Genomic DNA, 12,849 nt, shown 5'->3' with positions numbered 1-12,849 from the left:
CTGCAAGCCTGAAAAATTTACTTAACCTTTACGCGTTCCTTTTCGTCAAGCCGGCGTAATCTGCGACAAATACTGCTTCGCGATGCGCGCGTAGGTTACAGGCTCAGCAATTGCAGGGTCCTGCTCGGCCTCAATCGTTATCCAGCCTTCATAGCCGCGCTTCGCCAGCTCGCTGTAAATCGGCGCGAAATCGATGGCCCCGTCCCCCGGCACGGTAAAAATGCCCTTGCGAACCGCCTCGCGGAACCGGATGCCGTTCGCCCGCTTCCATTCCAGTACATCGTTACGGACATCCTTCAAATGGATATAGGGGATGCGATCATAGTAGGCTTGCAAAATTTCCAGCGGATCGCTGCCTCCGAAATACGCATGGCCCGTATCGTAAAGCATGTAAACCAGCTCCGGATCGGTCGCGTCCATCAGACGCCGGATTTCCTCCCTGCTCTCCACGACGGTTTCCCCGTGAAAATGATAGACCAGCTTCATGCCGAGCTGCTTGCAGTAACGGCCCGCTTCGTGAAGCCCTTCAACCATGCCGCTCCACTGCTCATCCGTCAGCGGCTCGATATGCACGCTGTTTTTGCTCAAATCCTCAAACGCATTGCCGGTTTCGCACGTAACGACATGCTTGCAGCCCATCTCATATAAAAAGTCGGCATGCTCGCGAAACGACTGCAGCTCCCCGGCATGTTTGGACCTATCGCTAAAATGGACCGATTTCCACTGCGACGTCAATACCATCCCATAGCGGGAAAGCAGCTGCTTCAACGTGTCGGGGTCGCGCGGAAATTTGCGGCAAAACTCGGTCCCTTCAAAGCCCAGCTCCGACATTTGCGATAACACTTGCTCTGCCGTGTAATGGTCGCCAAGCGCCATAATATCCTCATTTACCCAATTGATTGCGGAAATGCCGTATTTGACCTTCATTACCTTAAGCCTCCTTGGATTAAGACTGCAGCAGCGCTACCACGCTCTGGCGGTTTCCCGCTTCCGTTTCATGCTCTCGTAGGCAGCCTGCACGCTGTCCGATTCGGATACTTCGGAAACGCCGACATGCCACCACGATTCGTAGCCGTCGGTGCCGGTTCCGGGCAGCACCTTGATATCGACCAGCGTAGTGCCCGGCTCGGCCTTCGCCTTGGCAAGCGCGTCGCGCAGTTCCTCCACGGTTGTGGCGGAATACGTGGCGGCTCCCATACTGCGGGCATGGGCGGCAAAATCGATCGGCATATAATCGCCGTTCAACTGACGTGCCCCGTCGCCGCGCCGGCGGAACTCATTGCCGAAGCTGCCGCCGCCCTGACTTGTTTGCAAGCCGTGAATGCATTGAAAGCCATGGTTGTCAAACAGCAGAACCGTTATTTTGCGGCCTTCCTGAATGCTCGTCACTAGCTCGGAATGCAGCATCAGGTAGCTGCCGTCGCCTACCAGCGCGTAAACTTCGCCGCCCGGCTCCGCAAGCCTCACGCCGAAGGCGCCGGATACTTCGTAGCCCATGCAGGAGAAGCCGTATTCCATATGATACGTTTTCGGCTCCGTCGTCCTCCATACGCGGTGCAGATCGCCGGGCAGACTGCCTGCGGCGCAAACAATGACGTCCTTCGAACCGATAAACCGGTTGATCTCGCCCAGCACGCGCGTCTGCGCCAGCCCCTGCTCCATGTCGAGACTGTACAGGCGGTCGACCTCGTCATTCCATTGCGATTGTAAAGCGGCAAGCGTTCCGGCTTCGTAAGAAGACCGGTAATTCCGCTTGGCGAGCTGTTCCGACAGCGCTTCCAATCCGGCCGCGGCATCGGCGACAATCGCCGCCCCTTCCAGCTTGAACGCATCCATCGGGCATACGTTGATATGAACGACCGCCGCTTCCGGATGGAAGGCGGTTTTGGAAGCCGTAGCGAAATCGGCGAGCCGGGTCCCTACGCACAGCAGCAGGTCGGCTTCGGCGGCGAGGCGGTTCGCTGCGAGCGTCCCGGTTACACCGACGCCGCCAAAGGCGAGCGGATGCTCCCACGAGATCGCGCTCTTGCCGGCCTGCGTCTCCACGACGGGGATGCCGAACCGCTCGGCAAAGCGGCGCACCGCTTCGGTCGCCAACGAGTAATGGACGCCGCCGCCGCACAGAAGCACGGGACGCTTCCTGCCGGCGATCAATTGTGCGGCCCGCTCAACGGCCGGGACTGCGGCGGGTTTGCGGTCGATGCGATGCACGCGCTTGCGGAAAAAGTCCGCCGGATAGTCATACGCTTCGCATTGTACGTCCTGCGGCAGCGATAACGTGACGGCGCCGGTCTCGGCAGGGTCCGTCAACACCCGCATCGCCTGAATGGCCGACGACATCAGCTGCTCCGGCCTGACGATCCTGTCCCAAAACTTGCTGACCGGCTTGAACGCATCGTTCGCCGTCACCGTATAATCGAGCGGATACTCGATTTGCTGAAGCACCGGATCGGGCTGACGGCTGGCAAACGTATCGCCCGGCAGCAGGAGCAGCGGAATGCGGTTCACCGTCGCCGTCCCGGCCGCCGTCACCATGTTCAGCGCACCCGGACCGATCGACGAGGTGCAGGCGAACATTTGCAGCCTGTTGCTCTGTTTGGCGAAAGCGATCGCCGCATGTGCCATGCCTTGTTCATTTTTGCCTTGAATATATAAGATTTCGTCTTTATACTGCTCCAGCGCCTGACCGACGCCCGTCACGTTGCCATGACCGAAAATGCCCATAACGCCTTTGAAGCATTTGGTTTCCTGCCCGTCAAACTCAATGTACTGATTACTCAAAAACCGGATTAATGCCTGCGCCATCGTTAAGCGAACCGTTGCCATGCACAACTCACATCCTAACGTTTTAATTAAATGAAGGTTAAGCGCTTTCCCTGCCAGGTTTATTATACCATGAGGTGTACTACGACTGTCAATCATCAAAATGGCCTAAAGTGCAACTTCCTGACACCCGGCCACAAGCCATTCGGAGCCGCCCTGTAGAACGCTCATAATAAACGGTTTCGCCGTCCTTCAATGGCGGGCTCGTGTATCAAAATTGCAAAGCAAAGTATGGAACTTATACTTTCCGGTAATGCATGCAGACCGTCCGGCTGCCCGGACGGTCTGCATGCTTACCTATATGCGGCGTTTGCCTAATTTATTCGATTACGACTTTATCGGGTTAAGACCCCCACCTCCAAGGTGGGCCTTGAATATCAGGTGGGGTAGAGTCCCCATCTGATTGATGTTCAGCAAAGCTGAACGAGTTCACTCGCGTACGGCACAGCAGTAAGCCTCAAAGCCTCGCCCTTGCTATGGCAATGCTGCGGTCGACTGCCTCACAATCAGCTCGGGCAGCAGCACGGCACGCTGCTTCCCCGTTTTCTCGCCGCGGATTTCCTGAACGAGCAGGTCAACCGCTTGTCTGCCGATTTCCTGCGTCGGTTGGGCGACCGTCGTCAGGGACGGGTCGATCATCGTCGCCAAAATCGTGTTGTCGAAGCCGACGACCGACAAATCCGCAGGCACCTGCAGCCCCTGCTCCCGCGCCGCCTGAATGCCGGCAATGGCAAGCAGGTCATTGCAGGCGAACAGCGCCGTCGGCGGCTCCGGACCGGTCAGCAGACCGGTGGCGGCGGCTCTGCCGGTGTCCAGCGAGAACCCGCCGACTCGCGTCAGAGCTTCGTCATTGGCGATGCCGGCATCCTGCATCGCCTGCACGCAGCCGCGGATGCGTTCCCGGTTGCTGACATGCTCCATATCCTCGGCCAATATGGCAATTCGCCGATGGCCCAATTCGACCAAATGCGAACCGGCCTGATAGCCGCCGAGGTAATCGTCCACCATAACCGCATCCAGCGCGAGCGACGGCATTTCGCCGGCGATCAGGGCGATCGGTATTTTTCTTTGGACAAGCTGTTTGAGGAATAGCTCCTTGGTCGTGCGGGTAGCCACGATAATCCCGTCCACCCTCTTCTGCGTCAGCAGGGAAAAGTATCGGTCCTCCTTCTCCGGATCGTTATCCGTGCTGCAAATAAATAAACTAAAGCCGTACTCATGGCCGCGGTCCTCGACCGCCCGGGCGATTTCCGCGAAGTACGGGTTGGCGAGATCGGGCAGCGTAAGTCCGATCGTATACGTGCTCTTCCCTGTCAGCGCGGAAGCGACCATGCTCGGTTTATACTGCAGACGGTCCATTACGGCAATCACATGCTTGCGCGTTTTATCGCTGATGCGCCCTGTTCCGTTAATCACCTTGGATACGGTAGCGATCGAGACGCCCGCTGCGTCGGCCACATCATATATGGTGCGCTTCATAAAATCAATTACTTCCCCTTTCCTGATACGCTGCTTCTACGAGCTGATATATTCCACCTCGACGGCTTTCACATGCTGCAGCTGCCGGATTTTTTGATAAACCTCGGTAATCGGAACTTTGCTGGATGCCGAGATGACCAGATGAATTTGCTGGAGATCGTCATTCACATCCTTCACCTTGCTGTGCTTGACGCGCATCGATTCGTTTTGCAGCTGCCCGATCAAGGCGGTCATCGCGTCAATGTGCTCCACGACGACATTCAAGGATAGATCGCGCTCATTTAATTTGGTCGGTCCGAACAGCTTGATAACCAGCGGCAGCAAATTTACGGACACGATAATCAGAACCACGGCCACGGACGCCTCATAATAAAAGCCCGCCCCCGAAGCGATGCCGAGCGCAGAAGCCGCCCATACCATAGCCGCCGTCGTCAGCCCGGAAATAACGTCGTTTTGCCGGCGCAAAATAACCCCGGCCCCGATAAAACCGACGCCGCTCACAATTTGTGCGGCCAGCCGCAGCGGGTCCATGTTCGTCTGCCCGGGAATCGCGAACCGGTGCGACGACTCGATCGATACGATCGTAATAAGGCAACTGGCGACAGAAATAACCATGCTCGTTTTCATGCCGAGCGGTTTATGCTTCAACTGACGGTCTATCCCGATCAAAAACCCTAAAAACAAAGATATGCACAGCTTTATCAAAATATCGTACATCATCAGCGCAGCCCTTCTTTCCGTTTCGCCGAATGACGTTTCAGGTTGCAGGCAACTGGATGCGAATGCCGGACAGTAAAGCGCTTTCCCCTAACGTCTTTTTCTTGCTAGTATAGTGTAAAGCCGCCCGGTTATCAATCCTTTTCCAACCATCGCATGAAAAATAAGCGCTTGAGCCGGCACACGAAAATAATCCCCGTCTCCATACCGGAAACGGGGACCCTTCTGGCTGAGCCTATTTGTTTGCAGAACAGCCTGTTAATAGCCGCCCCGGATATGCGCATGCACTTCCTGCTCGTAAAACGACTGCAGCCGCTCAAGCTCGGCAGCGCTAAAGGACGGAGCCTCCAGCACGCCCAAGTTGTCCTCTACCTGAGCGACATTTTTAAAGCCCGGGATCACGCATGTGATATTCGGGTTATCGAGAATCCAGCGCAGCGCGGCCCGCGTCATGTTGCCTCTGCCCTCGGCGATCCAAGCCAGCTCGCGGCTTAATGCAACGCCTTTCTTGAACGGCAGGCCGGCAAACGTTTCGCCGACGTTGAAGCTGTCTCCGTTTTGATTAAAATTGCGGTGGTCGCCTTCCTCAAACACGGAGTCCACCTTGAATTTGCCCGTCAGCAAGCCGCTAGCGAGCGGCAGCCGGACCAAAATTCCGACACCCTGCTCTTTCGCCTTCGGGAACAACTGCCGCTGCGGTTTTTGTCTGAACAAATTATAAATGACTTGCAGCGCTTTGACTCCCGGCGACTCCAGGCAGAGCAAGCCTTCCTCGACCGTCTCCACGCTGACGCCGTAATGGCGTATTTTTCCTTCCCGCTGCAGCTTATCGAGCACTGCAAATACCGACCCGTCGCGTAAAATCTCAATGGGCGGACAATGAATTTGATACAGATCAATCCGCTCGCGCTCCAGCCGTTTCAAGCTTTGCTCGCAATAGGCCCTGACAGATGCCTCGGTATAAATCGCCGGGTCATGAATGTTACCCGCACGGCAAAACTTGGTGGCAATATGAATGCGGTCCTCTTTGCCTTTGGTTGCCTTCGCCAGCAGCCGCTCGCTGTGGCCGTCGCCGTACACATCCGCCGTGTCGAAAAAATTGACGCCCGCATCCATAGCGCGCGCCAAGGCGCGCAGCGACTCGTTGTCGTCGACCTTCCCCCAAGCTCCGCCGATCGCCCATGTGCCGAAGCTCACCTCGCTGACGGAAAGCTCCGTCGATCCCAATTGCCGATATTGCATCTGTGTTCCTCCTCTATTCCATGGCACATTTTTGCCTTCTATGGTCTCATTATACCTTGTAAACCGTAAAGTCAAAATAACGCAACTATAGTTGACTAACTTACGTTATAGTTAGTAGCGGACATGCAAGCCAAAGCGGACCGCAGAAAATTTTGGAAAATTTTTTCAAAAAGCACGCGGACTTATTCGATTGAATTGCTTCGAATTGGTTTAATAGTTTGAAGAATACATATACATGATCTAATGTAAGATTCATATTCCATAACGAGGTGATTGTATGAAAAAAAACGTATCCAAGCGAATGAGAAAGCCTGCGTTTTGGGTGATGGGGAGCACATTGGCGCTCCTTAGCCTTACTGCGCCCGCTCTGGCGGACAATGTGGGTACATCCGTATACGCAGTGGATTCGCAAACCAAGTCGAATACCGGGAGCTCGACTGCTTCTGCGGCAATCCAGACGGCCGCGACCAGCGTCGATATTTCGGCGATTTCCGACGCGGAGGACGCCGGCAAGCGCATCATTTCCTTTTCGGTATCCAATTTGAAAGATGCGACCGATATCGATTTCTTCAGTTACAGAAAGACGGCTACCGGCACCGCCCTTTATTCCAAAGCAACAGGTACATATACGTCGGGCCAATATTCCATCGCTATCGAGCTGCCTCCCAAGCCGGAAGAATATGTGCTGGAAGCTTCGTACAAACGTCCGGACAATTCCAGAGTCGTAATCGCAACGCGGGCATCCTCCGATAAAGAATGGAAGCTTGCCAAAAATGCCGCCGTAGGCGGCTCGGAGAAAACCGTACGCGGCGATAAAGTATTGACGGATGTAGCGAGTACGGACGCAGCCGGCAAAGCGACGGTCACCTTCCAGGTTTCGGAGGGCAAAACTCCTGTCGATCTGGACGTCATTGTCTACAAAAAAACCGATAACGGGCGGACCATCTACACGAAAAAGAACGGCAGCTATAACGCCGGAAAACAGAGCGTAGAAGTCGATTTGCCGAAAAATAACGATTTGTACAGTCTTGAAATCGTCCAGAACACCGCTAAGGACGTGTCCATCGTACTGTGGGGCAAAGAATCCGGCGGCGCGTGGAAGCCGGTCAACGGCAGCTCCGCGGAACTGTCCGCCGTCGTGATGAAAAAGCTGAATGTCACGCTGGTCCCAACCGATAAAACGACGAACACATGGTCGTGGATTGCCGAAAATACAAGCGATTCCGTCGTCAATTTGAACTGGAGAATCGAAGGGACGGATCTAGGCGGCTCCAATAAGATTCAACCAGGCGAAAAAGTTACGCTTGCGGAAAATCATGGCGAGGCCCAGCATATGGTCGTCTCCGAACATCAAGGCTATGAGATTATCGGTTCGTCCGGCACATCCGGCTCCAAAACGCCCGGTTCCTCAAACGGCAACGGTACAGGCTCAGGGACAGGTTCGGGCGGATCCGGCTCCGGTACAGGCGGATCGGGTTCGGGGTCAGGTTCGGGCTCCGGAACAAACGGATCCGGGTCCGGGTCAGATTCGGGCTCCGGAACAGGCGGATCTGGATCGGGTTCGGGCTCCGGAACAAACGGATCCGGGTCGGGTTCGGGTTCGGGCTCCGGAACAGGCGGATCCGGGTCGGGTTCGGGGTCCGGAACAGGCGGGTCCGGTTCTGCCGGCAGCGGCTCAGGAGCGCCTGCGCCAACCGTACCGGCAGGCGGAGACGGTACCGGCGGCATCAAAGCCGGCGGGGTGCCTGTCTTGTCGAAGCCGTCGGACGCGGATCTTTCGGTGCTGCCGAAAACCGGCGAGAAAGCTCCTTACGGCATGTATGCGGCAGGCGCGCTGTTGACCTTGGCGGGCTCCCTGCTGCTCAGAAGAAAAGGCCGCTCCTGATCGGAAGCACTGCGTGGAGTCATGCGAGGAGCCTTAACGGCTCCTCCATCCCTTCCCGCTATTCCGCCAAGGCCGCATCAATGATGGAGGCGAGAAAGCAATGCGTAAGTTTGCAATCCCATTGATCCTTGCAGGTCTCGCTATACTGCTGTTTCCGACCATCCATCTGTGGGCGAAGGATCTTCAGCAGGAGCGGCTGCTCCGCAGCCTGGACCGTACCGCAGCCTCATCCGCTGCAGCCTCACCGTCCGCGGACGATGAACTGAAGCGGCTGCTCGTGCAGGCTTCGACGATCCGGTCGCAAAGCCCGGAAGCGGCCGAGACGCCGGAAGCCGCCAGGACGGAAAAGCCGAAACCGGCGTCCACAGCAGGAACGGGAGCGCTCGGAACGATCAAGATCGATATCATCAAGCTGAAGCTTCCGTTTGTCGAGGGCGTCAGCGTGGACAATCTGAAGGACGCACCGGGCCATATTCCCGGCACCTCGCTTCCCGGCGAGATCGGCAATGCGGTCATAGCCGGCCACCGCAGCTATTCGTACGGCCGCATGTTCAACCGGCTGGAAGAGCTTGAACCTGGAGACGATATTACCGTCGAGTCCGGCGGCAAAACGTACGACTACGTCATTTATGAAAAGAAGCTGGTGGAGCCGACAGACTTGTCCGTGCTGAATCGCAATGACACCGACCGAATTCTTACCCTCATTACTTGCGATGAGGAAGGCGTTCAACGGCTCATTTTACACGCACAGCTAAAGCAAAAAGCATGACTTCCCGTATGGGAGGCCATGCTTTTGCTTTTTTCTTGCGCTTTTACAGTCATCCGGCAAACGTGCGCAAGCCGTCACCCGCCGTACCGGCGTCCGGGAGCTGGTCGAACCGCTTGGGCAGCTCGGCCCAAACAGACTCATACTGATCGCGGATTTCATGAATGAGAAAGCCATCGAACGTCGGAGCAAGCATGGAAACTATTTCCCGAATCGGCACCTCGCCATTCCCGATCGGGACATGCATATCGCCACGGCCGAGCTGGACGAGCTCGTACTGATTTTTTTCCGTCGAGAACGACGCCCTGCCGAAATTATCGTGAATGTGCAAATGCATGACATACGGCAGCATCGCTTCCAGCTGCTGCCTGAGATTCAGCTCGTACATGCGGACGGCCATATGCAGATGACCGACATCGAGTGCGATCCCGACATGCGGATGGTTGATGGCTTCGACCTGAAGCGCCAGCGCCTGCGGGATAACCGAGTAGCAATAGTCTCGGCAATCCAGGTACGGCCGCATATTTTCCATGCCGATCCGCAGGCTCAGCTGCCTCGCCCGGTTGCCGGCCAGCCGGAGAAACTCGATCTCCTCCTCCATAAGTCGCTGCTTCTCCGATTCGGAATAGATTTTCCACGTATGGGGATGCATGAACTGTTCCTCCCCGACAAACCGGCCGACATGATAGACCATCATTTGCGCCCCGATGGCGCCTGCAATCTCAAGCGAAGCCATAAACACCCGCTGCTCGGATTGAAGGTGATCCTGCCGGAACAGGTTCATATCAAAGGGAGCGTGAACCGTCACCTGCAGCGGAAATTCGCGCAGAAGCCCGACATAAGCATCCAATCGCGCCCGGTCGATCGCTCCGTTCACAATCAGCTTCATTCCGGCGATAGGCAGCTCGACCGCGTCGAACCCCGCTTCCTTCACTTTGGCCAGCTTGGCCCGCAGCTTATCGAATTGGCTTACGGTATCGTTGGACAGCAGACTGACTCCCGCGCCTCTAAGCTTCAATGTATTCCGCTCCCTTCCCTTCGGCGGCCGCGGCGGGACCGCTGCCTGTCAAATAATCCATTTGGCACACCAATTGCCCGTTGACCCATACCTTTTGAATAACCGGGCTTTGCTTGTGCTCCTTGACGAGCAGCAGATCGGCCCGCTTGCCGATTTCGATTGAGCCCGTAACGGCGTCCAGCCCGAGCGCTTTGGCCGGATTCAGGGAGACCATATTGACCGTCTCGGGCAGACCGAGCCCTTGGTGATGCAGCAGAAATACGGCGCGCAGCATTGCCGGGGGATAATAATCGGAGCATAAGATGTCGACCGCACCGGCATGAATCGCTTCCTGCGCCGATAAATTGTTGCTGTGCGACCGGCCCAGCATTACATTGGGCGCTCCCATGACGACCTGCAGTCCGCGCCGTTTGGCCTCCAGGGCAACCTCCATATCGACCGGAAACTCGCTGATCCCCGCGTTCCATTCCGTGACCAGATCGAGCTTGGCGATGGAATCGTCGTCATGGGAAGCGAGCGGAACGCCTTGGCTCCAGGCAAGCCCGGCCAGCCGCCGAAGCTGCGCTCCGTCGACCTTCGGGCGGTTTTTCCGCTCCTCCAGAAGCTGCACCACCTCGGCTTCCGTTTTCTTTTGCCGCTCCATAATGAATTTCTTCTGTATTTCAAGGTCGCGGTACTGCCCTTGTCCGGGCGTATGGTCCATGAACGAGAGCAGCTCGACATATCCCGCTTCCATTAATTCCTCAATAAAGGGAACGGCTTGCAAATTCGTAATCTCAAACCGGAGATGCACCTTGTGGCGGATCAAGTGATGCTGACGGCGCAGCTCGACAATTTGCTCGACAAACGATTTGACGCTCTGATTGCGGCGCGCTTCATTATCCGAATTTTCCCCGAGCATGCTGAGCGAATGGTAGATCATCGTGATGCCCTGACAGGCCAGCTTGCGTTCCAGCTCGTAAAAGGAAAACGGCAGCGGAAACCGGCTGGTCGGTCTCGGCCTCATTTCATGCTCGATCGCATCGCTGTGCACGTCGATCATGCCGGGCATGACCCATAGACCGGAAGCGTCGCAATCCGCCGCAGAGCCGACGCCGCTAAAAGGCTGAATGTCCGCGATAACCCCGTCTTCAATAACCAGCGTCCCGTTCGTTACAATTCCGCTCGGCGTGACGATATTGCCTCCGACTATTTTTCGAATTCGACTCATAGCTGTCTCCCCTTTCAGGCTTAAGTCTTACTCCGCTTCGGCCAACTGCTTGTATTCGGCGCTCATTTGAACCGTGCGCAGGTCCAGGATGCGGTCCGCCACCTTGCCCATCACATCCCAATCGTGGAATACGCCGATCATGGTCGTACCCTGCCGCTTCATGTCGTTCAGCAGATCCAGCACATGCTGCTTCGTTTCATTGTCCAGTGACGCGGTCGGCTCGTCGAGTATGAGCAGACGCGGACGCACGATGAACGCCCTGGCCAGATTGACCCGCTGCTGCTCGCCGCCGCTGAATGTGGCCGGATACGCCTCCCACAGTGACGCAGGAATGTTCAGCCGCTTCAGCATCTGCCGTGCCTCCGCCCGCGCCTGTTCCAGAGACTGTCCAAACGGAAGCAGCCGTTCAGCTACGACGTCTTCCGCGGACACGCGGGGGATAACCTTCAAAAACTGCGATACATAACTGATTTCACGCACGCGCAAATGCGTGATTTGACGTTCGCTCGCCCGAGCCAAATCGATCGTTCCGTACTTCGCCGAATCGTACCAAACTTTACCCGCTGTCGGGATATAAGTGCGGTAGATACATTTTAAAATCGACGATTTGCCGATGCCGCTCGGCCCGGCGATGCCCAGAAACGCGCCTTGCTCCACCTCGAACGAAATGTCGTTAAAAGGCTGTACCTTCATACTGCGGGATATGTTCAGTTCGAAATATTTCGTTAATCGTTCCACCTTCAGCATGAAATCACCGCTTTCTACAATAATGAATGAACAAGCAGCTGCGTATAAGGATGCTGCGGGTCTTCCAAAATTTGGTCGGTCAAGCCTTGCTCGACGATCAACCCTTGGCGGAGCACCATCGTCCGGTTGGCCAGCATGCGGATCACGCCCAAATCATGGGAGACGACGATCATCGCCACATTCAATTCCCGCTGGATGCTGCGGATCAGATCGAGCACCTTCGCCTGAACGGATAAATCGAGGCCTGTCGTGACCTCATCGAGCAAGAGCAGCGGCGGGTTGTTGGCAAGCGCCTTCGAGATTTGCACGCGCTGCTGCATGCCGCCGCTAAAATTGCGGGGCGGTTCGTCCATCCGCGATAAAGGGATTTCCACCTTGCCGAGCAGATCGGCCGCGCGTTCGCGAATTCGTCCTACATGAAAATGATCCGCCGCGATCAGCTTTTCCGCAATGTTGCCGCTGCTGGAGAAGTTCATGCGCAGGCCGAGATACGGATTCTGGTATACCATCCCCATCACATGATTGCGGATATACCGCTTTTGTTGTGCCGACCGGGTAAATAAGTTGACCGAGCCGTTCTCATACGAGGATACGGTCATGCTGCCTGCCGAAGCCTGCTCGTCGAAATAGAGGCATTTGACCATCGTGCTTTTGCCTGAGCCGCTTTCGCCAACGACCCCCAATATTTCGCCGGGGTACAGCTCGAAGCTCAAGCTGCGGCAAGCCCAGATGCTGCCGCAGCGCGGGCAGCGGTTGCTTTCCTCGCCGCGGATTGTCGGCTCGGCGCAATACGCGCAGCCGGGGCCGAACCGTTGGCTGAGCCCGCGCACCTGCAGCAGCGGGATCTCGACGTCTATGTCGCTTGCCGAGACCGCCGCCGAATCTGTTGAAGCTTCATCCGGAACGGCCGCTTCATTCGCGCCCGCGAGCTCCTCGGGAACATAGGATTCCATGATCGACAT

General features: G+C 56.4%; 11 protein-coding genes. 2 read left to right on the top strand and 9 right to left on the bottom strand.

Annotated elements, in window-relative coordinates; all coding sequences use genetic code 11:
* Window positions 1–45 precede the first annotated feature (45 nt).
* From iolE to E1757_RS02770, 5 genes are all read right to left on the bottom strand, one after another.
* Complete coding sequence (gene iolE / locus E1757_RS02790; RefSeq protein WP_133225282.1) at window positions 46–927, bottom strand: myo-inosose-2 dehydratase; 882 nt, start codon at window positions 925–927, stop codon at window positions 46–48.
* A 36-nt stretch (window positions 928–963) separates the two neighbouring features.
* Window positions 964–2,826: a 3D-(3,5/4)-trihydroxycyclohexane-1,2-dione acylhydrolase (decyclizing) gene (iolD, locus tag E1757_RS02785; RefSeq protein ID WP_133225281.1), complete on the bottom strand. Its 1,863-nt coding sequence runs from the start codon at window positions 2,824–2,826 to the stop codon at window positions 964–966.
* 471 nt (window positions 2,827–3,297) lie between these two features.
* Window positions 3,298–4,302 (bottom strand): LacI family DNA-binding transcriptional regulator, encoded by a 1,005-nt coding sequence (locus tag E1757_RS02780; protein WP_133225280.1) that lies wholly within the window; start codon window positions 4,300–4,302, stop codon window positions 3,298–3,300.
* Between the two features lie 36 nt (window positions 4,303–4,338).
* Complete coding sequence (locus E1757_RS02775; protein ID WP_133225279.1) at window positions 4,339–5,022, bottom strand: MgtC/SapB family protein; 684 nt, start codon at window positions 5,020–5,022, stop codon at window positions 4,339–4,341.
* 255 nt (window positions 5,023–5,277) lie between these two features.
* Window positions 5,278–6,261 carry an aldo/keto reductase gene (locus E1757_RS02770; protein WP_133225278.1) on the bottom strand — a complete coding sequence of 328 codons (984 nt, stop codon included), beginning with the start codon at window positions 6,259–6,261 and terminating at the stop codon, window positions 5,278–5,280.
* A gap of 277 nt (window positions 6,262–6,538) precedes the next feature.
* Here E1757_RS02770 and E1757_RS02765 point away from each other — a divergent pair, with 277 nt between their 5' ends.
* Complete coding sequence (locus E1757_RS02765; protein ID WP_133225277.1) at window positions 6,539–8,146, top strand: LPXTG cell wall anchor domain-containing protein; 1,608 nt, start codon at window positions 6,539–6,541, stop codon at window positions 8,144–8,146.
* A 100-nt stretch (window positions 8,147–8,246) separates the two neighbouring features.
* Window positions 8,247–8,915, top strand: a complete 669-nt coding sequence (locus tag E1757_RS02760) for a class D sortase (RefSeq protein WP_133225276.1) — start codon at window positions 8,247–8,249, stop codon at window positions 8,913–8,915.
* 49 nt (window positions 8,916–8,964) lie between these two features.
* Here the strand turns inward: E1757_RS02760 and E1757_RS02755 are convergent, their stop codons facing one another.
* Genes E1757_RS02755 through E1757_RS02740 form a run of 4 tightly spaced genes read right to left on the bottom strand, consistent with a single transcriptional unit; the run spans window position 8,965 to window position 12,849 of the window.
* On the bottom strand, window positions 8,965–9,930 hold the full coding sequence (locus E1757_RS02755) for a sugar phosphate isomerase/epimerase family protein (protein WP_133225275.1): 966 nt from the start codon (window positions 9,928–9,930) through the stop codon (window positions 8,965–8,967).
* Entirely contained in the window at window positions 9,920–11,140 is a 1,221-nt protein-coding gene (phnM, locus tag E1757_RS02750) for a phosphonate metabolism protein PhnM (RefSeq protein ID WP_133225274.1), read from the bottom strand. Before phnM ends, E1757_RS02755 begins: the two co-directional genes overlap by 11 nt.
* Before the next feature lie 27 nt (window positions 11,141–11,167).
* Window positions 11,168–11,887, bottom strand: a complete 720-nt coding sequence (phnL, locus tag E1757_RS02745; protein ID WP_133225273.1) for a phosphonate C-P lyase system protein PhnL — start codon at window positions 11,885–11,887, stop codon at window positions 11,168–11,170.
* A gap of 14 nt (window positions 11,888–11,901) precedes the next feature.
* On the bottom strand, window positions 11,902–12,849 hold the full coding sequence (locus E1757_RS02740; protein WP_246078986.1) for an ATP-binding cassette domain-containing protein: 948 nt from the start codon (window positions 12,847–12,849) through the stop codon (window positions 11,902–11,904).

It is taken from the genome of Paenibacillus piri (assembly GCF_004354045.1).
GTDB classification, from domain to species: domain Bacteria; phylum Bacillota; class Bacilli; order Paenibacillales; family NBRC-103111; genus Paenibacillus_S; species Paenibacillus_S piri.
Note: the sequence above shows the minus strand (reverse complement) of the source record. Positions and strands in the feature narration are given on the sequence as shown.